Source organism: Marinoscillum sp. MHG1-6, from assembly GCF_024714475.1.
Classification (GTDB): domain Bacteria; phylum Bacteroidota; class Bacteroidia; order Cytophagales; family Cyclobacteriaceae; genus JAMZMI01.
In genome coordinates this window covers 220,638-246,387 of the sequence record NZ_JAMZMI010000002.1, presented here as the reverse complement: position 1 = coordinate 246,387, position 25,750 = coordinate 220,638, and the positions used below count along the sequence as shown (strand labels likewise).

Sequence of the window (25,750 nt, the reverse complement as noted above, 5' to 3'; positions counted from 1 at the left end):
GTTTGCAGAATGGAAGATATAATTATCAAAGAATGTACGAATGAAGGGTTGACTGCTGTTGAGCGTTTGCAGCTCGATAGATGGTTAAGTAGTAGTACTGCAAACCGAAGACTTTATCATCAGATCAGGTTGGCGGTAATGAATCCTCCTGCCGAAAAAAGAGCTTCGATTAAAGAAGAGCTTTGGAACGGGCTGAATGAAAGAATAAATGGAGATCATATCATCAGCAGTCCTTCGACCAGACCTATGGTTTCCTATTGGATGAGAGCAGCAGCGGTGATTTTGCTGGTTTTGGGAATGGGGGCATTGAGCTTTAGTCTATTAATTGATCAGGCCTCACCAACTCAGGTGGTGGAGGTCAAGCTCATTGAAAAAATGTCGATGCCTGGTCAAAAGATAACTACCTATCTGCCGGACGGGACTATGGTGAAGCTCAATAGTGGGAGCCGCCTGATTGTTCCGGATATCTTCTCAGGGGACGAAAGAAGAGTAGTACTCCATGGTGAGGCGTTTTTTGATGTCAAAAGAGATGAGAGCAAGCCTTTCATTATCGAAACAAAAGACGTTGGTGTCAGGGTGTTAGGGACAAGTTTTAATGTGAGATCCTATGCCAGTGATGAATCTTCCACGGTGGCTGTTGCAACGGGTAAGGTAGCTGTTAGTCAGGGTAAAAGCACTGAATACCTGATCCCAGGAGAGAAAGTGATTTACTCAGTTGAAAATGGATTAGGAAGCAAAACAGCTTTCGACAAGGATGAGGAGTTTGGATGGAAAGACAACCTGCTCATGCTTGATGGAAAGAACCTCGATCAGATTATTGATATACTGGAAAGATGGTACGGGGTGGAGTTTCAGGTTGAGTCAGATCAACTAAATCGAGAAAAAATATTTTCAGGAAAGTATAAAGACCCTAGTTTGAAAATGGTACTGGAAGGACTTTCCTATGTCTATAAAATGAATTACGAAATCAACAACAAAACCGTCACAATAAAATGAACAGCACTTAAAAAGACCCCATAAAAAAAGCCCGGAAGTTACTGCATCGCCAAATGTCAAAATAGCTCCCGGGCCAATCACAATGATAAATTCTTACCAAAAATGATTAATTCATGAAAACAAAATTACTACAAACATTTCTGAAAATGTCCAAGTATGCGTTTTATTGCATGATTCTACAGAGTTCACTGTACTCTTTTGCGCTTTCGCATATTTCCGAAGCTCAGAATAAAAAACTGAGTGAGATTGATCTTAAACTGAATCTGATTGAGGTTTCATTATCTGAATCCTTTGAAAAGATTGAGGGTGAAACTGATTTTATATTTGCCTATTTGCAAGAGGATCTTCCTGACGCCAAGGTTACGATTAAATCAGGTAAAAAATCGATGGAAGATATCCTGTTATCTCTATCTACTCAATCGGGAGTGTCATTTCGACGTGTAAATGAAACTATTCACGTGAGAAAAACTAATGAGGGTAACGATCGCCTTGAGGAAATAATTGAAGCCGTTCAGCCAATTAAAATTACTGGTAAAGTATTGGATGAAAATGGTTTGGGGCTTCCCGGTGCCACCGTCGTGGAGAAGGGCACCACCAATGGAACCATTACTGATGTAGATGGAAATTACTCCATTAATGTTAGTGAGGGGGCCACTTTACTGATTTCATTTGTGGGGTATAAGTCAGTTGAGGTCGCAGTAAATGGTCGATCCTCAATTGATGTTCCGATGGAAGTAGATGCCGAGCAACTTGATGAAATTGTTGTGGTAGGTTATGGGGAGCAAAGAAAAGAGACGTTAACCGGTTCGGTTGTCAATGTCTCAGGTAAAACTATTGCAAAGAGTCCTGTTCCAAACATTACAAATTCACTTCAGGGACGACTTCCTGGAGTAATAGCAACGAATGGAACAGGTGAACCAGGGCGAGATGATGCTCAAATTCTGATCCGTGGTCGAAGCACATTTGGTAACACGCAACCACTATTGGTTGTAGATGGAGTGATTCGGCCAACAGAAGGTTTAGGAAGAATTGACCCTCAAAACATAGAAAGCATCACAGTTTTGAAAGATGCATCAGCGGCAATTTATGGAGCCAGAGCTGCTAATGGGGTTATTTTGGTGAAAACTAAGAGAGGAAGCACTGGAAAACCTGAATTTGGTTTCAGCTTTAATCAGGGATTCAGTCAGCCGACAAGAATTCTGGATGTGCTTGATGCAGCGACTTACGCCGAAGTGCGAAACGAAGCTGAAATGAGAAATGGAGGAACCACTCCGATCTATACCGCCGATGATATCCAGAAGTACAGAGATGGTTCAAGCCCATTAACACACCCTAATACTGACTGGGTGAAGGAGACGCTTAAACCATGGTCGCTTCAGAATAAAATGAACCTTTCGGTTACCGGTGGTAGCCAGGAAGTACAGTACTTCATAGCATTAGGGTTGCAAAACCAGGAAGGCCACTTCAAGAACAACCCTACGAGTTATAACCAGTTCAACTTAAGGTCTAATATCGATGCGCAGATCACTGAAAACTTCAAGGTGTCATTGAACATTGCCGGAAGATTGGAAAAAAGAAACTATCCTTCTACTGGCACATGGGTGAACTTCGTTAATATTCTATCAGCCGAGCCGACTCTTCATGCCAAATATCCAAATGGATTGATTGCAGCGGGTAGGTTTACAGAAAATCCGTTGTTAAGGGATCAGGTTGGTTACATCAAGCAGGAGAGTAATCCAATCCAAAGCACTTTAGTATTGGATTATAAGCTGCCATTCTTAGAAGGCCTGTCGGTTACTGGTTCATATAGCTACGATTTTACTAACCAGTTTAATAAAAAATTCGAAAAGCCTTATTACTACTGGCAGTATGATCAGGCTACTGGTGAGTATGAAAGATTGCTGTCAAATGTAATCTCAAGTCCTACTGTAACTGACGATTTTAGTCGTTCTTTTGTAACTACCTATAATCTGAGATTCAACTATCAAAGACAATTTGGTGATCATGGGGTAGGATTTATGATTGGTGCTGAAAGGGCAGAAAACAAAGGAAATAGCGCTTCTGCTTTCAGAAAAAATTTCCCTACAACAGCGCTTCCTGATATCAACTTTGGTAGCTCAAGCCTTGCGGATCAAAGCACGTCAGGGTCTTCTTATATAACAAGACGTGATAATTACTTCGGTAGAGCTAATTATAACTACAAAGAGAAGTATCTCGCTGAATTCCTTTTCAGATATGATGGATCACCGGTTTTCCCGGAGAACAAGCGATACGGTTTCTTCCCTGGTTTTTCTTTGGGATGGAGATTGTCAGAAGAGGATTTCATGAAGGGAATTGCAGCAATCGACAGATTGAAAATCAGAGGTTCATATGGACAGCTGGGTAATGATAATATTGAAGAGTCTTATGCTTACCTAAGTTCTTATTCAATTGGAAATGCTTACACCTTTGGAGGGGTAGATGCACTGGGCTTATACCCTGGAGTGTTGCCTAACCCTAATTACACCTGGGAGGTATTGAAAACAACTAACCTTGGTTTGGATGCCTCCTTCTGGAACTACCTATTGGGAATCGAGCTGGATCTATTCAAGCAAAACAGAACCAATATTCTTGCACAAAGACAGTTAAGTATCTCAAGCACCTATGGTTACCCTGGACTTCCACCTGAAAACATCGGAGAAGTTGAGAACCATGGTTTTGAATTGACATTGTCACACGAGAATCACATCAGTGAATTTGGTTACCGACTAAGAGGTAATATGTCCTTTGCGAGAAACAAGTATGTGTATTTTGATGAGGTACCTGCTGGTGAGGATTATCAGAATCAAACAGGTAAGCCAATCGGGGCTTATCTAATCTGGCCGACTGATGGTATTTATCATACACAGGAGGAAATCGATGCTTCTGTTCACCTGGACAATGCGAAACCTGGTGATGTGAAATATGTAGATAAGAATGGTGATGGATTCATCAATGGTGATGATCAATACAGAACTGATCTGTCAAACACACCTGAAATCGTATTTGGTCTGGACATGAACTTCATGTACAAAAACTTCGATTTCACATTGTTCTTCCAGGGACAGGCAAGAGCAATTTATTTCCCGGGAGTTACAAGTTTGGGAGGAGCAAGCAACAGTGCAGTGATGAGAGCTAAAGACAGATGGACCTCGGAAAATACAAGTGGTTCAATGCCTGCTTCAGGCGGAAATTTTGCTCAGCTTAGTGAATTCAACATGTACAGTGCTTCTTTCGTCAGATTGAAAAACATGGAAATTGGTTACACTTTGCCAAAGTCACTGGCTGATAGAGTGAACCTTAATGATCTGCGTGTTTATGTGAATGCGTTTAATGTTTTCACCATTAGTGAAATCGATTTCATGGATCCGGAAGGTAGAGCGGATGGAAGTGATCCAAACTCTACACGTACAGATGCCAACTACTACCCACAGTTAAGGGTGTTCAATGTTGGAGTTAATTTCTCATTTTAAAATTTGACTAACATGAAAACGAAATTATTATACATCATAGTTCTAAGTACATTTCTGGTTAGTTGTGATAAAGATTACCTGGACATTACACCTAAGGATCGAATTGTATCGGATGCAGTTTGGTCAGATGCAAATCTGGTGGAGCTTTATGTAAACGGCCTTTATCAGGGAATTCCACACGGATTCGAGCGACATATGTGGGCCAAATACACTGACGAAGCTTACGGAGATAACACCTGGCTAACCGGAACATGGAACCCAGATAACATTTCAGGATTCGGACAGAACAGTAATTGGATTGATTATTACGAAAGGGGATATCAATACATTCGTCAGGCCAATGTTTTTCTAAGCGAAATAGAAGGGTCTGCAGTTGATGCTGCAAGCCAACCTGAACTGATTGCCCAGGTTCGATTTATCAGAGCTTTTATTTATTCAAATTTAATCTGGAGATACGGTGGTGTGCCGATTGTTGAGGGTGTTTTTTCATTAGGAGATGAGACTACTTTTAGCAGAAGCACCTACGATGAGGTGGTAGACTACATTGTTGCAGACCTGGATGCTGCTATGCCAAATCTTCCCGATATGTATGCAGTTGGCGATGCCAATTTAGGTAGAGCTACACAGCATGCAGCTATGGCCCTTAAGTCCAGACTTTACCTTTATGCGGCGAGTGATCTGGCCAATACAACAGCGGATGTAACAAAGTGGGAGCTGGCTCGTGACGCAGCAAAAGCGGTGATTGATCTAAATGCCTATAGTCTAGAGGCAGATTATGGAAGCACATTCCTGCAGGAGAATAATGAGCAAATCTTTGTTCGTACATTCAATACCACTACAGGTCACCTGGTAACATTTCTTAATACCAACCATACTTACGGAGGTTGGGGAGGCTGGGGAGGCCGTAATGCTCCTTCTCAAAATCTTGTTGAGGATTATGAAATGACCAATGGCGAATTGCCTTATCTGGATGATGGATCTGTGAATCCGGCATCAGGATATGATCCTCAGAACCCGTATGTTGACAGAGATCCTAGATTCTACGCAACAGTGATTTATCAGGGAGATGAGTTTAGACCTGAGTTGAGACCAGCGAGTGATCCTGCATACGATGTAAGCCAGGAGGCTAGTGGTCTGGATGGAGATGGAAATCCTATTGTAACTGGTACTGTTGGTATAGATTGTTACAAGGTGAATGGGGATAACTCACGAACCTCCTACAGCATGAAGAAATTCATCGATCAAAGTCTACCAATCAGTAGATCTAATGGTGGCTACCCGCAGCCATGGATATTCTTCAGGTTGGCAGAAATCTACTTGAATTATGCAGAAGCTCAGTTTGAGTTAGGAGAGCAGGATATCGCCAGACAATATGTGAATATGGTGAGAGCCAGAGTTGGAATGCCTGATATACCGCTTGCCGTTGTAGACGCAGAGTTGGAGGATCGCATTCGTCATGAACGAAGAATTGAATTGGCTTACGAAGGACACAGGTTCTTTGATGTAAGAAGGTGGAAGATTGCTCCTGATGTGGAAAGCAAGGATTTGAGAGGAGTGGACATCTTTAAGATGCCGGACAATTCATTACTATATGTTGATAAGGTGCTTATCGAGAGACCGGTTTGGGATGATAAATTCTATTATATACCTATTCCAAGATCTGAAATCAACAAAGACACAGGTGTCACTCAGAGCCCTGGATGGGACTAAGAATCTAAGTAGTTGTTAGATGTGGTTTGATAAAAGTAAGGGGGGAGTTTCTCCCCCCTTGGCTTTTAAACCTGTGAGCTTATTGTTGATTATTCAATTTTAAATTCTGTATGAGAATAACTTTACATTCATTTTTTGCGGTCGCTTTCTGTACAATTCTATCTTGTAGTCTTCAAAAGGAGCCTAAAGACCAATCTTTGAAATTGTGGTATGATGAGCCAGCTAATAATTGGAATGAGGCTTTGCCTATTGGGAATGGTAGATTAGGAGCCATGATTTTTGGAGGTGCAGAAATGGAGCACCTTCAATTGAATGAAGAAACTATATGGGCTGGAGAGCCAGGGAATAACGTGATCCCAGAACTCAAAGAACAATTGCCGGCAATTCGAGAACTCATTTTTGCGGGTAAATACAAAGAAGCACAGGAATTGACGATGCAAACTGTTCCAAGACATGCATCCGAGGGTAACAACTATGGTATGCCATATCAAAGCCTGGGAGATTTATTCATTGAGTTTCCGGGACACGAAAAAGTGGACAATTATTACCGGGATTTAAACATCTCTGATGCCGTAGCCAAAGTGTCATATGACTTAGACGGAGCTACCTATAACCGTGAATTTATCTCCTCATTCACCGATGATGTCCTTATCATCAAGTTGACTTCCACGAAGGCCAATAGTATCAATTTGGTGCTGGGAATGGAGAGTCCTCAAAAAGAATTTAGGGTAAAAACCGACGACAGCCATTTGATATTTCAAGGTGTCTCCGGTGGTGTCGATAATAAGAAAGGTAAAGTGGAATTTACAACACTGGTTAAGCCAGTGGCGGATGGCGGCGTATTAACCTTCGATGATAATAGCATTAGCATAGAGTCGGCCAATTCAGTGTTGATCTATGTTTCCGTGGGAACCAATTTCAGGAACTATAAAGACCTTTCTGCTGATGCAAGTGAATTAGCGCTTCAGCGACTAAATAAAGCTACGTCAAAACCTTATGGTCAGGCACTAAATGATCACATCGGTTTTTATAATAAGTACTTCGATCGGGTCAGTCTTGATTTGGGGAAAACGGACGCCATCAATAAGACCACCGATGTACGCGTGGTCGAGTTTGCCCAGGCGGATGACCCACAGCTGGTGTCCCTGTATTTCCAATTTGGCAGATACCTACTGATCTCCAGTTCTCAACCTGGCGGCCAGCCTGCAAATCTGCAGGGTATCTGGAATCACATGATCTCTCCTCCATGGGATAGTAAATACACTATCAATATCAATACAGAGATGAATTATTGGCCGGCTGAAGTGACCAATCTCAGTGAAATGCATGAACCCTTATTCGATATGTTGAGAGACCTCGCAGAAACTGGCAAGGAGAGTGCTTCCCAAATGTATGGAGCAAAAGGGTGGTGCGTACATCACAATACGGACCTGTGGAGAATTACCGGCCCGGTAGATGGCGCATTCTATGGAATGTGGCCTATGGGTGGAGCATGGCTCAGTCAGCACCTATGGCAGCACTATTTATTTACCGGGGACAAAGCCTTTTTGTCTGAGATTTATCCTATCCTGAAAGGAGCGGCTGAATTTTACCTCGATGTACTTCAGGAAGACCCTGAGTCAGGATGGTTGGTTGTTGTCCCGTCAATGTCACCGGAGAATTCCCATCATAGCGGAGTTTCCATAGCTGCGGGTACAACTATGGACAATCAACTCGTCTTTGATGTGTTCTCCAATGTAATGTCAGCCGTAGAGGTGCTTGGAAACGAGCCGGAGTTCAAAGAAATTATTTCCGCTAAAAGAGCGCAACTGCCCCCAATGCAGATAGGTCAATTGAGCCAGCTTCAGGAGTGGTTAAAAGACTGGGACAGGGCGGATGATAAACATAGGCATGTCTCACATTTATACGGACTTTATCCGTCAAATCAAATTTCTCCTTTTTCTGATCCTAAGTTGTTTCAGGCAGCTAAGAATTCTTTGGAATACAGAGGAGATAAGTCCACTGGCTGGTCTATGGGATGGAAAGTTAATTTGTGGGCCAGATTACTTGATGGAGATCGTGCATATAAGCTAATAGCCGATCAACTCACCCCTTCACCCGTTGAAAAGCAAGGTGAAAAAGGAGGGACATATCCAAACCTTTTTGATGCACACCCGCCATTCCAAATTGATGGAAATTTTGGTTGCACCGCGGGTATTTCTGAGATGCTTTTGCAGAGTCACGACGGAGCTATTCATATTCTTCCCGCGCTCCCTTCCAACTGGAAAAATGGAAGTGTGAAGGGGCTTCTGGCGCGAGGAGGATTTGAAATTCAGGAATTGACATGGAAAGAGGGACAACTTCAAAAACTGGTGATCAAATCTGGTATTGGCGGAAATATGCGGCTGAGGGTTGCTAATGAAATTAACCTGATGGGAGAAGGAAAATTGATAGTCGCTGAATTGGCTAATGAGAATCCATTCTTTCAGAAGCCTGCGATCAAGGAATTTTTAATCGCTGAGGAGGCCAATATGGAGGGTATAAATATGGGACAGACTATCCTCTATGATTTGGATACAAAACCAGGAGGGGTGTACACTTTTCAAAAATTGGATTGATTTAATGTAGAATATATATAACATCGACCAACATGCTTAAACTCATTCAAAATAGATATACCGGCACCACAGGAGGTATTTTTATGCTACTTCTGACGATTTTCGGTTGCCAGGTTGCTGAAAACACTGAGACTTCAGTGAGTGCTGAAGCTGTATTTAAGCTTCTTTCAGAGGAAGAATCAGGTATTGATTTCAAAAACCAGCTTTCTCCTAATTATGACCTCAACATCATAGAGTTCAATTACTTCTATAATGGAGGAGGCGTGGCCCTTGGTGACCTTAATGGCGATGGGAAAACAGATGTCTTCCTTACTGGCAACATGGTGAGTTCCGAGCTTTACTTAAATCGAGGAAACCTGAAATTTGAGAAGACGACAACGGCCTCCGGGTTAAAAACTGAAAGATGGGCTACGGGTGCCACGCTTGTTGACATCAATCAGGACGGCAAGTTAGATATCTATTTATGCTTTTCAGGTTTAGGTGAGGCACAGGCTAGAAGAAATAGTTTCTATATCAACCAGGGAGTATCACCCGATGGTATTCCGGTGTTCAAGGATATGGCAGATGAGATGGGTTTAGCTGACGAAGGTTTTTCCACTCAGGGGGCCTTTTTTGACTATGATAAGGACGGTGATTTGGATCTGTACCTGCTTACAGCCTATCACGACAAGTCCAATCCCAACTTCCCCAAAAACAAGCAAAATGATGGAACATCTCCGAGTACGGACCACCTCTATCGTAACGATGGTCTGTCTGAGTCGGGCTTACCAAATTTCACAGATGTTTCCAGCGCTTCTGGCGTCATCTATGAAGGTTATGGATTAGGAGTGGCCATCAATGATATCAATGGAGATGGTTGGGAAGATGTGTATGTATCCAATGATTTCATCTACGATGATCTCCTCTACATCAATCAAAAAGATGGAACATTCAAGGAAAATGCTGCGGGATACTTGAGGCATCAGAGTCGATTCTCTATGGGTTGCGATGTAGCTGATATCAATAATGACGACCTGGTGGATATCGTGGTGTTGGATATGTTGCCTGATGATAATCATCGCCAAAAAATGATGAGCACGGCAACCAGCTACGAAAAGTTCAAAATGGAACTTAGCAGGGGATATCAGCCACAATACAGTCGAAACGTATTGCAACTGAATGCCGGCGCCTCCAAGTCAGGAGCCATCAACTTCAGTGAAATCGGTTATTTGGCAGGTGTTTACAAAACAGATTGGAGTTGGTCACCCCTTCTGGTTGATTTTGATAATGATGGTTATAGAGACCTGTTCATTACCAATGGTATACCAAAAGATATTACGAATAATGATTATATCGCTTATCGCGAAAATCACATCAACCCCAATGCGGATTATGATGAACTGAAAAAGGACTTTCTGGCTCAGATTGAGCATCTTCCTGATACTTATTTTTCTAACTACATATACAGAAATAATGGGTCGGACAGTGCAGGAGTTGCATTTAAGTTTACAGATATGACCCGGGCATGGGGTCTTGAAGGATTGACCTGCTCAAATGGGGCAGGGTATGCAGATTTGGATGGAGATGGTGACCTTGATCTGGTTGTCAATAATGTCAATGACAGATCCTTTGTATATGAAAATAAAAGTACCAACAACAAGTCATTAAGAATCCGGTTGAAAGGAACCGAAGCGAACCCGGATGGATTAGGGGCTGAGGTAAGGATTAAATGCCAGGATCAGGTCCAATCTCAGCATCAGGCTGTGGTCCGGGGGTTTCAGTCTTCCCAGGAGCCGATTATGCATTTTGGATTGGGAAAAGCAAGTCTTGTGGATACGCTAGAAATCATTTGGTCTGACGGCAAGACACAGGTAGTAGAGTCCGTACCATCAGGAACTATTGAGTTGTTGTATAGCGAAGCATCTTTTGAAAAGTTAGCGGAACCAACTCCGCCGCGGCCTTTACTGCGTGACGTTACGGATAATATCGGCGTACGGTATGTACACCAGGAGAACAACTTTGATGAATTTAAAGTAGAGTTTTTGTTGCCTCATTTATATTCCAAAAGTGGGCCGGGAATTGCCTCTGGTGATGTCAATGGCGATGGTCTGGATGACTTTATTGTAGGTGGAGCAAGGGATGAAAAAACCATGCTGTTTACTCAAAGTCCGGATGGAACATTCAAACAAAAAGCCCTGGATAGCAATCATGCATTGGAGGATATGGGCATGTTGTTGTTTGATTGCGACGGCGACAATGATTTGGACCTTTATGTGGTGAGCGGAGGAAGTGAGTTTCAGCCGAATACGCCACCGTATCAGGATCGTTTATTGATCAATGATGGTAAGGGGAACTTCAAACATGATCCAACCGCATTACCGAACAGGTTTGTCAGCGGATCATGCGTAACCGCGGCTGATTATGATCTGGATGGAGATTTAGACCTTTTTGTTGGAGGAAGAACGGAGGTAGGAAAGTATCCGCTACCTGTAAGCAGCGCTATCCTGAAAAATGATAATGGTCGTTTTATAGATGTGACGGCACAACTGGCGAAGGCCCTTACTGATCTGGGGTTGGTTACTTCTGCGATTTGGACGGATTTTGATAATGATAGAGATCCTGATCTGATCGTCGTTGGGGAATGGATGCCGGTTACTTTTTTTAGAAATGATGTTACAGGGTTTACCAATATTACTGAGCAAGGCCAACTTAAAAATGAGACTGGCTGGTGGAACAGTATTGCAGGAGGGGATTTTGACAAGGATGGCGATATCGATTATATCGCCGGGAACCTTGGTCTGAATTCGAAATTTCAAGGTTCACAAAAGGAGCCTGTGGAAGTGTTTGCAAAGGACTTTGATCAAAATGGAAGTCTTGACCCCATTCTTACCAAGTACAATCAGGGCATTAGTTACCCCGTGCCTGGCAGAGACGAATTAATCAGCCAAATGATGATTTTTACCCGCAAGCGTTTTCCTAATTACATTGGTTACGCTGACATTACCGTTCAGGAATTGTTTTCAGAAAAGGAGCTTGAGACTGCTTACCGTGCAAAGGCAACTAACTTCAAAAGCTCCTACATAGAAAATCTTGGAAACGGCAGGTTTAAGATGCATGACTTGCCAATGGAGGCTCAGATCAGCCCGGTTTTTGGGTTACTCATACGCGATATGAATGAGGATGGCAACTTGGACGTGCTACTTACAGGAAATTCATATGCTTCAGATTATATGTCCGGACAATACGATGCAGGAAACGGGCTATTCCTTCAGGGCAATGGAAAGGGAGAATTTGATGCGATGCCTTTAAGCAAATCAGGGTTTTATGCTAATGGGAATCAGAAAAGTTTGGCGGAGTTGATGTTGTCATCTGGTGCAACTGCGGTCATTTCACTGGCTAATGAAGGCCCACTTAGGGCTTTTAGCTACAGCGCGGATTCGGAGCAATTGATCAAGTTGGGGGCGACTGATACCTATGCGAGCATTTCGTTTGATGATGGCAGCGTGATGAGAGAGGAATTTTATTTTGGTTCAGGTTACTTGTCTCAATCATCGCGATTCTTTCGCATGCCTTCGACCGCCAGCTCCGTTGAGATTTACAATCTCTCGGGCAAACCAAGAAAAGTGAAGTGATTTAGTTTTTGGAAGAAGTAGAATACGATATTTATTGAGTGATGATGTTTAGGAAAATACAGAAAAGCCGCATACTTATATTGATGGTGATAGCTTCATTGTTTTCATGCAATGAGAGCAATGAAGTTTACAAAACAACCTTAAATGACCCGGAGACCTATCAGGCAACCGTGAAGAAACTCACAGATGTTATCGTCTATGATATTTTCTCTCCACCCATTGCGAGTAGGATATATGCCTATTCCAACATGGCGGCCTATGAGGTAATGGCGCAATGTTATCCTGATTCTCTTTTTTCTCTCACAGGGCAGGTTAATGATTTCACGGCTCCCCCCAAACCTCAAGTTAATGTTGAGCCTCATCTTGCGGCGTTACATGCTTTCATGATTGTGGGTAAAGCGCTCGTATTCTCAACAGAAAAGCTTCAGGTGTATCACGACAGTCTTCTTCTAAAATTGGACAACCAGGGCATTGGTAAGTCGGTTAAGGAATCTTCTCTTGCCTATGGAGAACAAATGGCTGCCCACCTTTTGCAATGGGCGAATGGTGATATGTATAAGCAAACCCGCTCTTTTCCAAAGTATCAGATCCAGCACGATACGTTCAAATGGAAACCAACACCACCGGACTATATGGAGGGTATTGAGCCAAACTGGAAGAAGATAAGACCCTTGATTTTAGATTCAGCTAATCAGTATATACCGAAGCCACCTCATCAATTGACGATGGACCGGGACAGTCCTTTCTTTAAGGAACTGAAAGAAGTTTATGATGTAGGTGTAAATCTGGATTCTGGTCAGACAGATATAGCCAAGTTTTGGGATTGTAACCCCTATGTTTCTCATCATAAAGGTCACTTTATGTTTGCGACTAAAAAGATCACTCCGGGAGGACACTGGATGGGGATCACCTCAATTGCAGCCAGAAAATCCGGTAGTAACTTTAAGGAAACGGTTGAAGTATTTACTCGTACATCCATTGCATTGTTCGATGGGTTTATCAGTTGCTGGGATGAAAAGTGGAGGAGCCTGGTGGTGAGACCTGAAACATTGATCAATCAATTTATGGATGAAAACTGGAGACCGCTATTACAAACTCCGCCATTCCCGGAGTATACAAGTGGGCATAGTGTGATCTCCAGGGCGGCTGCTGTGACACTTTCGGATTTTTACGGAGATAATTTTAAATTCCATGATGATACCGAAGAAGAATTTGGTCTCCCACCGAGAGATTTTAAGTCATTTTTTGAGGCTTCTGAAGAAGCAGCCATTAGTCGGTTATATGGGGGCATTCATTACAGAATGGCCATAGAAAATGGTGTTGAACAAGGGCATAAAGTTGGAGAATATGTGGTGGCAAAGTTGACGACTACTAAGTAAACCAGGACCAAAACAGCCTAATGATGGAAAAGACATTCAGTAAATGTTGCAAGTTATTAGCATTCGTGCTGATGATAATGATGGATCAATCCTATATAAACGCCCAGGGCTGTGTTGCGATACGTTCAGGCTGCGGAAACCACCTGGCTCGAGGAGCAATTCTTTCCAAAGGTGATTTTGAGTCTGGAACTAACTTTCGTTATTTTCATTCTTACAAACATTTTAGAGGGAAGCACGAAGAAACTGAGCGGGTTGAAAATGCTACTGAGGTAATCAATGACTCCTTTTTTCTAAATTTCCAATTGAGGTATGGTGTTACTGATCGGCTGACCGCAAGCGTGATATTGCCATTTGTTTACCATGAAAGATCATCGATGTACGAACATGGTGGTAACCCTCCTGGTGGATTTGGAGATCGTCATTCTACATTTTCGCATGGACTGAGCGATATTAGGTTGAGTCTGGGGTATTGGCTGTTTGATCCTGGGACCTCCTCTAATCCAAATTTGAGCATTGGTCTTGGTCTTAAGCTACCTACCGGTGACTATCGATATCAGGGCAAATTTTACAATCAGGGTCCGAGTGGGGAAGCGATCACTTCCGGCGTGGATCAATCCATACAACCTGGGGATGGGGGGCTGGGGATGACCATTGAAATGGAAGGTTTTTACTTGCTGAATGACCAAATTACCCTGAGCACCAATCTTTATTATCTTATCAACCCAAGAGAGCAATATCAAACAACCAATTTCAGGGGGGCTACTTCTTACCTTTCTGTACCAGATCAGTATGCGGCTAGAATTGGGGGGCTTTACATGTTGCCGGTAAAGGGGCTGAGAATCTATGCCGGATCGCGTATCGAGGGCATTCCTTCCAGGGACCTGATTGGAGGAAATGAAGGATTTAGAAGGCCAGGATATATTGTGTCTTTAGAGCCTGGAATTAATTACTCTGTTAGAAATTTCACATTTAATTTGACTGTTCCGGTAGCCATTGAGCGCGCCAGAACTCAGAATTTTTCTGATAAACAACGAACCAGGGAGACTGGGGTTTTTCGGAACGGTGATGCTGCCTTTGCAGACTATTTGATAAACGCTGGGTTTAGCTGGAGATTTGGTCGCAAGAAAATTCCTGCTATCGATGCACCTCTTTCAATTTGAAACAAACGTGTATGGCACAAATAACAGATAATTATAAGGAGGTATAGGGGAGCAGTTGTAGCTTGAATAACAACGGCGGATCAATGGGAACTTTGTATTTAAACTATTTTCAATTTTATTTGCGCATACGATTGCGCTTAAATTAGCATACCCAAAATGAAAACCCCACTTTTTTACTTCATGCTTATACTCCTGGGACTTTGCGCCATGAGCCAAAATGCCGGACAAATCCCGAGAGACACTTCTTATACCCTGTCCAGTGCTTTGGAGAAGGCCTTGCGGTACAATATTGAAGACGACATTAATATTTCGGTGGCTACATCTGGTGTTTCGGGATCAATCGAATCCGAAAAGAGTATGATCTACCAATCGATCGGAGAGCGAAAGCTTTTGGCTAATCTTTTTTATCCTAAAGTATCTCAGGGGAAAAGACCTGCAGTACTGATCATTCATGGGGGTGGCTGGCGGTCAGGTGACCCATCATTGATGACCGCAATGGCAGAAAGGCTGGCAGCCAATGGGTATTTTGTGATGGCCCCTGAGTATCGCCTGTCTTTAGAGGCACAATATCCAGCCGGAGTACTCGACCTGTATGATGCGTTGGAGTGGATGACCCAAAATGCAAAAAAATACCAGATTGATACTGATCAATTAGTCGTGATGGGATGCTCAGCCGGCGCACAGCTAGCGGCGCTGGTGGGCACCACTTACAACCAGAAGGACAACTTTTATGATATCAATGTAAAAGGCAGGATCGCGGCCATTGTAGTAGTTGATGGAGTATTGGCGTTCAAACATCCTGATTCTGCTGAGGGGGAGGTGGCTTCCTGGTGGCTGGGAGGTACATGGGAGGAAAAGCCTGATATCTGGACGGAGGCATCGGCACTTACCCATGTAGATAAATGGACTCCACCCACCATTTTTTTAGCGAGTAAGTATCCCAGGTTTCTGGCAGGAAGACAGGATTACATCGCCAAACTTGAAAAGTATGGGACGGCTTCGAAAACACATTTCATGGATGGGGCACCACATTCGTTCTGGTTGTTCAATCCATGGTATGAACCGACTATGTCCTATGTCTTGAGCTTTTTATCTGACAATTTGAAATAGACAATTTATCATAATTCATATAACATACAATAACCCTTAGTCAAATGATTACCAGATTCAAACAACTGACCTTAATGATCACCGTGGTGGCAACGCTCAGTTTCGCCTGCCAAAGCAAAAAACCACAAGCCCAGGAGGTGAAAGAGGAAACCAGACCATGGTCTCAGCGCATGGCTGATTCAGAAATGAAACGCAATCCTTCCGCCTGGCAAATTGACTTCCAAAAGAGACCTAAATGGGCCTATGTTAATGGGCTGGTTTGCGATGCCATATTAAGGGTTTGGACCGAAACCGGGGATCAGAAGTATTTCGATTATGTATTGACCTATGCCGATAGTTTAATTGATGAAAATGGTGAAATCTTAAGATATAAAAAGGAAGACTTCAATATTGATAAGATTGAGTCAGGTAAAATGTTGTTCCCGCTTTATAAGCAGACAGGGGACGAACGATATAGAAAGACTATCGAAATACTTTTTGACCAGTTAATGGATCAGCCGAGGATTCCGGAAGGAGGGTTTTGGCACAAGCAGATCTATACTAATCAAATGTGGTTGGATGGTATCTACATGGGAACACCATTTTATGCAAAGTATGCGGTGAATTTTGGGGACAGTGCCATGTTCGATGACATTACCCTACAATTCGATCTATTAGGTAGCCATGCAAAAGACCCCGAGACAGGTTGGTACTATCATGGATGGGATGCCACCAAATCGGTCTATTGGGCTGATCCGGAGACCGGGCTCTCTAAAAACTTCTGGTCCAGAGGGGTGGGCTGGTATTACATGGCTCTCATCGATGTTCTTGACTATCTGCCAAACGATCACCCAAAGAAGCAAATACTAATCGATCAGTTTAAGGGATTGAGCGAAACGATCGTCAATTACCAGGATTCGGCGGGTCTGTGGTATCAGGTTCCCAATTATCCTGATCGTGAAGGAAATTATCATGAGTCTACCTGTGCGGCCATGTTCGTTTACGGGATGATGAAAGGGGTAGATAAGGGAGTTCTGGACAAATCTTATATCAAACCGGCTATGAAAGGATTCAATGGGATTGTCAATGAACTGATCATTGTGCACCCTGACGGTGAGGTGGAACTCACGAATTGTTGTGCCGGAGCTGGACTGGGACCAGCGGACAACCCGGTTCGGGATGGAAGCTACCAGTATTATATTGAGGAGACGGTTCGCTCCAACGATGGTAAGGGGACGGGTCCGTTCATAATGGCGGCATTGATCCAGGAAAATTCTGAGTTGTTTAAAGGACAAATAGTAGAAACGAAGTAAGAAATGAGAGTAGCGCTAATCGTATTATTCATATCGATCCAATTCGGAGCATTCTCCCAGGTTAAACCTTCTGAGTTTGTATCTAAAGCATGGTCACCGGATAATGGAGACGGCACCTATAAGAACCCAATCATTCATGCGGACTATTCAGATCCTGATATTTGCAGGGCCGGAGATGATTTCTACATGACCTCATCTTCATTTAATTCAGTTCCAGCCCTGCCGATCCTCCACTCCAGGGATTTGGTCAACTGGGAGATTATCAACTATGCAGTTCCACAATTTCCGGATGCTTACTACGATACCCCTCAGCATGGAAATGGGGTATGGGCTCCATGCTTCAGGTATCATGACGGGCTTTTCTATATCTACTGGGGTGACCCGGACCGTGGGATCTATATGGTTCAGACAGAGGACCCGGCAGGCGAATGGTCAGCTCCTGTTTTGGTGAAAAAGGCTTACGGAAACATCGATCCAAGTCCGTTATGGGATGATGATGGAAAAGTGTATATGGTGCATGCCTTTGCTCATAGTCGTGCTGGAGTGAAGAGTCTCCTTCAGGTGGTTGAATTGTCAAAGGATGGATCTCAGATCATGGATAAGGGTGTAATTGTTTTTGATGGACACAAAAATCATCCGACGATCGAAGGGCCCAAGTTCTATAAACGTAATGGCTATTACTACATTTTCGCCCCGGCCGGTGGTGTCCCTACCGGATGGCAACTCATCCTAAGGTCAAAAAATATCTATGGCCCTTATGAAGAAAAGATTGTGTTGGCACAGGGTGACACCCCAATCAATGGTCCTCACCAGGGAGGTATGGTAGAATTAGATAATGGCGAGAGTTATTTTGTTCATTTTCAGGATAGAGGTCCATATGGCCGTATTGTTCACCTTCAACCGGTAAAGTGGATCGATGACTGGCCGATCATGGGCAAAGATAAAGATGGTGATGGAACAGGCGAACCATACCTCGTTTATAAGAAGCCGGGATTACCTGTGCAAAAGCCTCACAATCCGGTAGATACAGATGAATTTAATAGCAATACATTAGGTCTGCAGTGGCAATGGAACGCGGCACCCCAAAATGGCTTCTACAGTCTGAAGTCCAATCCGGGGCAAATCAAACTGAATGCTCAGCCCTATGCAGATGGAGCTGTTAACCTGTGGATGTCTCCGAGTTTGATGCTACAGAAGTTTCCGGCCCCTGAGTTTTCAAATACGGTAAAGGTGGATGTAAGTAACCTGAAGGAGGGAGAAGAGTCAGGTTTGATTGTATTGGGTCATGATTATGCCAGTATCGCTGTTAAGAAAACCGACGATGGATACTCTGTGCAACAGCGCGTGTGTGTGAAGGCAAGTGATAACCGTCCGGAGGAGACCAATGCAAAAGTGGATATCGGCAAGTCAGAAGTTTGGTTGAGAGTAGAGATTGATCAGGATGCCAAGGCCACCTTCTCCTATAGCAAAAACGGTAAGAAGTTCGAGGTACTGGGAGACTCCTTTGCAACACGAGAAGGACATTGGGTAGGAGCGAAGACAGGTATTTACACAAAGAGATCAAAAACAACAGGTTTGTGTGGATACGCGCTGTTTGATTATTTCCGTGTGGATTAGGAAAAACGATTCAGCCAGGTTTTAAAAGTGGCTGTGAATAGTAAGATTTAAAAGAATGAGAAAAGTAGCGTTGATTTTGAGTTGGGTATTCCTTTATGGGATCGCATTGGCACAGGAGTATGACTTCACAGTAGCCAAAGATGGCTCTGGTGATTTTTTGACGGTCCAGGAGGCCATTGATGCAGTGCCCCATTTGAGGAAAAACAGAACTGTCATTCTGATCAAATCAGGAGTTTATAAAGAGCGATTGATTTTGCCAACGACTAAAACCAACGTGACCTTCATTGGAGAAGGGGCAGAGAAGACCGTCCTGACTTACGACGATTATGCGAGCAAGCCAAATCGATTTGGAGAGAATATGGGAACTTCAGGATCTTCTTCATTTTATATCAACGGTGATGGTTTTGAAGCCTATAATATCACCTTTGAAAATAGTTCAGGCCCTGTTGGTCAGGCCGTAGCGGTGAGGGTAGATGGGGATAAGGTGAAATTTGAAAATTGTCGCTTTCTCGGTTTTCAGGATACATTGTATCCACATGGGAAGAACAGCAGACAATACTATAAGAATTGCTATATAGAAGGTACAGTTGATTTTATCTTCGGGTGGTCAACTGCTTATTTTGAAGGATGCGAGATTTTTTGTAAAAGTCCGGGCTATGTGACTGCGGCATCAACGGAGCAGGAATCCGAATATGGGTTTGTGTTCAGGAATTGTAAAATTTCCGGATCTGCAGATAAGGGAAGTGTATACCTTGGACGCCCCTGGAGACCGTATGCGCAAACAGTCTTTATCAACTGCGAAATGAGCGAAGTGATCAATCGGGCAGGCTGGGATCCGTGGGGATCAGAAGAGAAGAAGAAGACAGCCTATTATGCTGAGCACGGAAGTAAAGGCAAAGGAGGTAAAGTGAATGAACGTGTGGATTGGTCCTTTCAGCTAAGTGCAGACGAACTGGATAAATATACGGTCCAAAAGGTGTTAGGAGGTTGGGATCCAAATTCAGATAGCGGTGAATAAATCGGTTTTAATAGTCGTAATACTGTTGGTATATGGCTGTCAGGCCGTAGCACAGCAAATTCCAAGAGATAGCTCTTATAATGTTCAGCGTGTATGGGAGGGGGTAGTCAAAAATTACCCTGATGCAAAGATTGCATCCACAAAAATTCCCAAAGGAGTCAAAGCCGATTTAGACGTCGTTTACCTCACGATTCCTGAGACGCCATTTGGTGAAAGGGAACTTCATGCAGATATATTTCAACCCAGGAAGAAAGGAGTATACCCTGCGCTTATTATGGTGCATGGAGGTGGCTGGAGGTCCGGAGATAAATCTTTGCAGCATGCCATGGCAGTCAGATTGGCAGCAAGGGGGTTTGTGACAATATGTGTAGAATATCAATTGCTCCTCGAGGCCAAATATCCGGCGGCTCTTCATAATGTGAAGGCTGCTGTACGCTGGACCAGGGCAAATGCCAATGAATACGGAATAGAGGTTGATAAAATAGCCATTTCCGGATGTTCTGCGGGTGGTCAATTGGCCTTGCTTACCGGATTAACGAGCGGTGTGGAAGAGAAGGAGGGTGATTTGGGGTATGCGGCATACTCCAGTGAAATTCAGGCGATCATCGACATTGATGGGGTCGTGGACTTCATGGCGCCATGGTCATTGAACCTGAAAAGAGGACCGGACTCACCGGACGTTCAATGGATGGGAGGCACCTTCGCCGAAAACCCAGAGGTGTGGAAGGATGCTTCCCCCATCTTCTGGGCAAACGAGCAGTCTCCACCAATCCTATTTGTCAAAAGCGGATATCCACGGTTCACAGCTGGTCAGCACGAGCTTACAGGGATGATGAATCTTTGGGGGATTTACAATGAAGTTCATCAATTTGAAATTGAGGTTCACCCATTTTGGCTATTGGACCCATGGGTGGATCAGGTGGTAAACTACATGGACACATTCCTACAAAAGGTGCTATCTCAATAAAACCATGTTTTTTCGCAGAAATATATAAAAAGATCGAAATAAAGCTGTTGGCGAACTTGCATAGGTTACATTTGCCGGGACTCATTTTAAGAGAGTTATGTGATATAAAATCACATTTCTTTTCAATCAGCAACGAGGAGCCTCAGGGTTCCTTGTTTCTTTTAATCCCACTACTACTGTTTCATTCAATAAATATCCTTTTTATTGATGATTTATTAATTAAATTGCTCATTTCATTGAATAAAATATAAATATTTAGTTTCCACTAGGGGTTGTTTGGGGTTCGGGAGTATTATATATACAAACGAGACAATAAGTGGATAACGAACTATTAAATCGGTTTTTTAAGGGAGAGTGTTCCTGGGAAGAGGCACAGCGAATTTCTATATGGATCAATTCCAATAGAGGAAGAGGGGAACTCTTTGAAGGATTCGAGGCCTTTGACCCTAAGGACTATGCCAGCTCTGATAATCTAAATAGTCGGGCGCTCCTGCAATCCATCAAAAATCATATTGTTACGGAGGATCTTATTCAGTCAGTCATTGATGAAGATGCTCGTCCTACAGTTAGGTTAATCAGCAATCAAAGGAATACTGGCTTTAGGGCCTGGAGAAAATATGCCGCGGCCATCGCATTGGCAGTAATGTCGTCAGTGCTGGGGTATTTTATTCTGCAGTCTCAAATGAAGCATTCGGCACATACAATTGCCGATGCAGGCTGGATCACCAAATCAACTGAGGCAGGGCAGAAGCTTACCCTGCATTTTAGTGATGGTTCCATGGTCATCCTGAATTCAAATAGCTCGGTGACTTATCCGGCGCAATTCTCAGATACGATGAGACTTGTTCAGATGAGTGGTGAGGTATTCTTCGAGGTGGCAAAAGATCCGTCAAGACCTTTCATAGCCGAAACACCACTACTTAAAACAATGGCATTGGGTACTTCATTTAATATCAATGCCTATTCCGGTCAGTCGGAGGAGGTGACTTTGTTAACAGGTAAAGTGAAAGTGTCCTCTACACGTGAAAGTGCTAACAACGCCATACTTCTACCCGGGCAAAGAATAACAACAGATAACGTAATACTTAATAAATCAGAAGTGGACCTGAAGACGCAGGCACTATGGAAGGACGGCATTCTCTATTTCAAAAATACCCCAATGGATGAAGGTTTGAAATCTTTGGAAAGATGGTATGGGGTTGAGATAGAGGTACTTAATCAGCCTAACCTTTCACTCAAATTGACTGGTACTTTTAATAATGACTACCTCTCAAATGTGCTGAAAAGCTTGAGTTACACGGTAGGATTCGATTATAAGATCAATGAAAAGAAAGTGACGATAGAATTTGAAGACAACTAAGAAGAAAAATGATATGCCTATGATGATATAGAAACTACAACAAAAAAGCCTGAGGTGATTGCTGCAACAATCGCTCTCAGGCAAAATTTCAGCGAATATTTCATTCACTTTTAACAACCCAAATATATGAAAAACAAAACTTTACGATGGTTTTCTCTTATGGGAAAGATTTCCATTTATCTAGCAGTTATAGTGCTGGTGGCTTTTAACACCCTACTAGCCGATAGCACCCGCGCACAGGGAGTCGTTAGTGTAAAAGACGCGACGATCAGTATTTCGATGCGCAATGTATCCTTGCGAGATGCTTTTAGAAGTATCGAGGAGCAGTCAGATTATACATTTGTTTACAGCGAGGATGAGTTAGATCCAACTCGTCAGGTGACTCTCAACATTAGAAACAAAAGTGTGGAGCACATGTTACTTGAGATATCCAAGCAAGCCGGCATTAGCTTCCGACAAGTCAATGATCGTATTAGTGTTAAGACCCTCGAAAAAGGCAAATTCGATGATGAGATTGAAGTAATTATTCAAAAAACCACGATTTCAGGGGTAGTTTCGGATGAAAATGGTGAATCTCTTCCGGGTGCAACCGTGCTGGAGAAAGGAACTACTAACGGAACGATCACGGACGTAGATGGTAAGTTTCAGTTAGAGGTTGCAGATAATGCAGTCTTGTTATTCTCTTTTGTGGGATATCAAAACCAGGAAATAGCGGTGAACGGACAGAGCACCATTTCCATTCAAATGGCTCCGGATACTAAAAGCCTGGAAGAAGTAGTGGTAGTCGGATATGGTACCATGAAGAAAAGTGACCTGACGGGATCGATTTCTTCTGTGGGAAGTGATGATTTCAACCAAGGCCCTCAGCTAGCGACACAACAATTGATTCAGGGAAAAGTAGCCGGTGTAAACATCAGCAAAAACAGCGGTAAGCCGGGTGGATCTAATACGGTGAGAATTAGAGGAGGTACTTCCATTTCAGCGTCTAACGAGCCTCTTTATGTAATTGATGGCGTGCCAATCTCTACAAGTGCTGGGGTCGGGTCAGCCAATCTTGTTACATCGGAGAGCAATAACTTCTTCGACCAGGAACCGATCAATCCACTAATGACATTGAATCCAAATGACATTGAATCAGTGATTGTTTTGAAAGATGCTTCAGCGACAGCGATATACGGATCCAGAGGTGCCAACGGTGTGATTATGATCACGACCAAAAAAGGAAGACAAGGTAAGGCGCAGGTGACATATGATTTCAGCACAGGTATTTCTAAGGTGTCCAATACATTGGATGTGCTTACTGCGGATGAGTTCAGAGCGGCCATCAATGACCTTGAGCTGCCTTTAGATGATAAAGGAGCGAATACCAACTGGCAGGAGGAAATCTACCGAACAGCCAGCCAGCAGAATCATTACCTGTCAATGGCGGGCGGTTCTGATAATACCACCTACCGTGCATCATTAGGCTACGGAAAACAACAGGGAATAATGCTTGGGTCAAATCTATCACAGGCCAATGCTCGCGTGAACATCAACCATTCCGAAATGGAGGGCAAACTGGATTTTGATTTGAGAATGAATTACGGCGAAAATGCCGGAAATCAGGCACCAATTTCAAATACAGTAGGAAGTGAGTTAGGATCCAGCATGAACTATGAAGCATTGGTTTTCAATCCAACTTACCCGGTAAAAGATGCGAATGGCGATTATAACCACGTGCCCCCATTTAGGGTAAATCCTGTATCGTTCTCTGATGAGTTGGAAGATGTAAGAGTCAATAGAAGGTTCATCGGAAACTTTGCCACAACCTATAAAATCATTGAGCCTCTAAGTTTCAAAGTGAATTTGGGTTATACCCGTCAAAGTATTGACAGGAACAGATACATCAGCAAGGATAATCCACTCGGTCAGGGATTTGTAGGCTACGCAGGTGTTCAGAAACTGGCCGATTACTCTAAACTATTAGAGACAACCCTTTCTTTCAACAAAACTTTTGGAGCACACAAGATTGATGCGGTAGTAGGATACTCTTACCAGTATTTTGTTGAAGAAGGAACCAACACCGTGGCGAGCGGATTCCTGTCAAATGAATTCAAATGGTATAGTTTGCAGGCTGCATCTACCGTTTCTACGGTTTCCAGCTTCATTGGTAGCAATACCTTGATTTCCACTTACGGACGTATCAACTATAATTTTGATAATCGCTATTTCTTCACTGGTACAGTTCGTAGAGATGGTTCCAGCCGATTTGGCTCAGGTAACAAATGGGGAACGTTCCCGTCAGCAGCTGTTTCCTGGAGAGTTTCGCAGGAGCGTTTCTTTGATGTAGGTCCAATCTCTGACCTGAAGGTTAGGGCTAGTTATGGGATTACGGGTAACCAGGAAATTGGTAACCTTAATTCCATCACCACACTGGGAGCAAGTACTTCGGGTTATTTGGTAGGTGGTCAGAGGATCACCATTGTATTGCCACAGCAATATGCTAACCCCGACCTTCAGTGGGAGCAAACAGCCCAGTTGGATGTGGGATTGAACTTTGGTCTTTTTCAGCAAAGATTATATGGTAGCTTCGACTACTACGAGAAGAAAACCACAGAACTGTTGCTTCAGATAGCTGTTCCTTCACCTTCAGTGGTTAGTACTCAGTTGGCAAATGTTGGTAGCGTGGAAAACAAAGGAGTGGAAGTAGAATTGGGTGCTGAAGTCCTAACCGACGGAGCCTTTAAGTGGAATACGAGCTTCAACTACAGTAGAAACAGAAATAAGGTACTAAAACTTTCTAATGGAGAGTTTTCTGCTGACGACATCGGATCAGCTCCTTTAAGAGGTGCTGGGTTAAGTGGCTATTCTCAATTGATTACACCGGGTAAGCCATTAGGAACATTCTATGGCCAAAAATTCATTGGAGTAATAGATGGCGTAGAGCAGTTTGCAGAAGAACTTCAGTATATCGGTAATGCCAGACCAGACTTCACCTTTGGGTGGAGTAACAATTTCACCTACAAAAACTTGAGCCTTGTCATGAACATGAGAGGGTCAGTCGGCAACGACGTACATAACCTGACTGCCAATAACCTTGCATACCTGACCAATCTACCTGGTAGAAATGTGTTGGCAACAGCATTGGAAACTGATGTTGCAAGAGACCAGCCTAAGGAGTATTCTTCCAAGTGGATCGAGGATGCTTCATTCCTTAGAATGGATAATGTGACCTTGTCATACAATGTGCCTGTCAATGGTATTTCATTCCTGTCAAATGCCAGGATTTACCTGACTGGTCAAAACTTGTTCGTGATTACGGGTTATTCAGGATTGGATCCGGAGGTGAACTCCGAAGTGTCCGGTTCAGGAGTGGCTCCGATAGGGATAGACTACTTGAGTTATCCAAGAGCAAGGACATTCATTATTGGTGCAAGTGTCTCATTTTAAACAACCTAAAAGA

The 25,750-nt window shown here is 43.3% G+C and carries 14 protein-coding genes; all 14 read left to right on the top strand.

All coding sequences use genetic code 11. The annotated features are described in order from the left end of the window. Window positions 1-9: 9 nt before the first annotated feature. The 14 genes from NXR94_RS04825 to NXR94_RS04760 all read left to right on the top strand — a co-directional run bounded on the left by NXR94_RS04825 (window position 10) and on the right by NXR94_RS04760 (window position 25,737). On the top strand, window positions 10-996 hold the full coding sequence (locus tag NXR94_RS04825) for a FecR family protein (protein WP_258103452.1): 987 nt from the start codon (window positions 10-12) through the stop codon (window positions 994-996). 113 nt (window positions 997-1,109) lie between these two features. Continuing rightward, window positions 1,110-4,487 carry a TonB-dependent receptor gene (locus NXR94_RS04820; protein WP_258103451.1) on the top strand — a complete coding sequence of 1,126 codons (3,378 nt, stop codon included), beginning with the start codon at window positions 1,110-1,112 and terminating at the stop codon, window positions 4,485-4,487. Window positions 4,488-4,499: 12 nt separating this feature from the next. Then, window positions 4,500-6,197 (top strand): RagB/SusD family nutrient uptake outer membrane protein, encoded by a 1,698-nt coding sequence (locus NXR94_RS04815; protein WP_258103450.1) that lies wholly within the window; start codon window positions 4,500-4,502, stop codon window positions 6,195-6,197. A 110-nt stretch (window positions 6,198-6,307) separates the two neighbouring features. Next, window positions 6,308-8,794, top strand: a complete 2,487-nt coding sequence (locus NXR94_RS04810; RefSeq protein WP_258103449.1) for a glycoside hydrolase family 95 protein — start codon at window positions 6,308-6,310, stop codon at window positions 8,792-8,794. A 32-nt stretch (window positions 8,795-8,826) separates the two neighbouring features. Continuing rightward, on the top strand, window positions 8,827-12,405 hold the full coding sequence (locus NXR94_RS04805; protein WP_258103448.1) for a VCBS repeat-containing protein: 3,579 nt from the start codon (window positions 8,827-8,829) through the stop codon (window positions 12,403-12,405). A gap of 83 nt (window positions 12,406-12,488) precedes the next feature. After that, window positions 12,489-13,784, top strand: coding sequence for a vanadium-dependent haloperoxidase (locus NXR94_RS04800; RefSeq protein WP_258103447.1), 1,296 nt, complete (start codon window positions 12,489-12,491; stop codon window positions 13,782-13,784). A gap of 20 nt (window positions 13,785-13,804) precedes the next feature. Next, window positions 13,805-14,944 (top strand): transporter, encoded by a 1,140-nt coding sequence (locus NXR94_RS04795; protein WP_258103446.1) that lies wholly within the window; start codon window positions 13,805-13,807, stop codon window positions 14,942-14,944. Between the two features lie 156 nt (window positions 14,945-15,100). Beyond that, the gene (locus tag NXR94_RS04790; protein ID WP_258103445.1) at window positions 15,101-16,054 is read left to right on the top strand and encodes an alpha/beta hydrolase; all 954 of its coding nucleotides are present in this window, start codon (window positions 15,101-15,103) and stop codon (window positions 16,052-16,054) included. A 44-nt stretch (window positions 16,055-16,098) separates the two neighbouring features. Further along, window positions 16,099-17,346 (top strand): glycoside hydrolase family 105 protein, encoded by a 1,248-nt coding sequence (locus NXR94_RS04785; protein ID WP_258103444.1) that lies wholly within the window; start codon window positions 16,099-16,101, stop codon window positions 17,344-17,346. Window positions 17,347-17,349: 3 nt separating this feature from the next. Then, window positions 17,350-18,963, top strand: coding sequence for a glycoside hydrolase 43 family protein (locus NXR94_RS04780; protein ID WP_258103443.1), 1,614 nt, complete (start codon window positions 17,350-17,352; stop codon window positions 18,961-18,963). A gap of 55 nt (window positions 18,964-19,018) precedes the next feature. Continuing rightward, the gene (locus tag NXR94_RS04775; protein ID WP_258103442.1) at window positions 19,019-19,981 is read left to right on the top strand and encodes a pectinesterase family protein; all 963 of its coding nucleotides are present in this window, start codon (window positions 19,019-19,021) and stop codon (window positions 19,979-19,981) included. Continuing rightward, on the top strand, window positions 19,974-20,948 hold the full coding sequence (locus NXR94_RS04770) for an alpha/beta hydrolase (RefSeq protein WP_258103441.1): 975 nt from the start codon (window positions 19,974-19,976) through the stop codon (window positions 20,946-20,948). Before NXR94_RS04775 ends, NXR94_RS04770 begins: the two co-directional genes overlap by 8 nt. Before the next feature lie 316 nt (window positions 20,949-21,264). Next, the gene (locus NXR94_RS04765; RefSeq protein ID WP_258103440.1) at window positions 21,265-22,308 is read left to right on the top strand and encodes a FecR family protein; all 1,044 of its coding nucleotides are present in this window, start codon (window positions 21,265-21,267) and stop codon (window positions 22,306-22,308) included. A gap of 126 nt (window positions 22,309-22,434) precedes the next feature. Then, window positions 22,435-25,737 carry a TonB-dependent receptor gene (locus NXR94_RS04760; RefSeq protein WP_258103439.1) on the top strand — a complete coding sequence of 1,101 codons (3,303 nt, stop codon included), beginning with the start codon at window positions 22,435-22,437 and terminating at the stop codon, window positions 25,735-25,737. The last annotated feature ends 13 nt before the right edge of the window (window positions 25,738-25,750 follow it).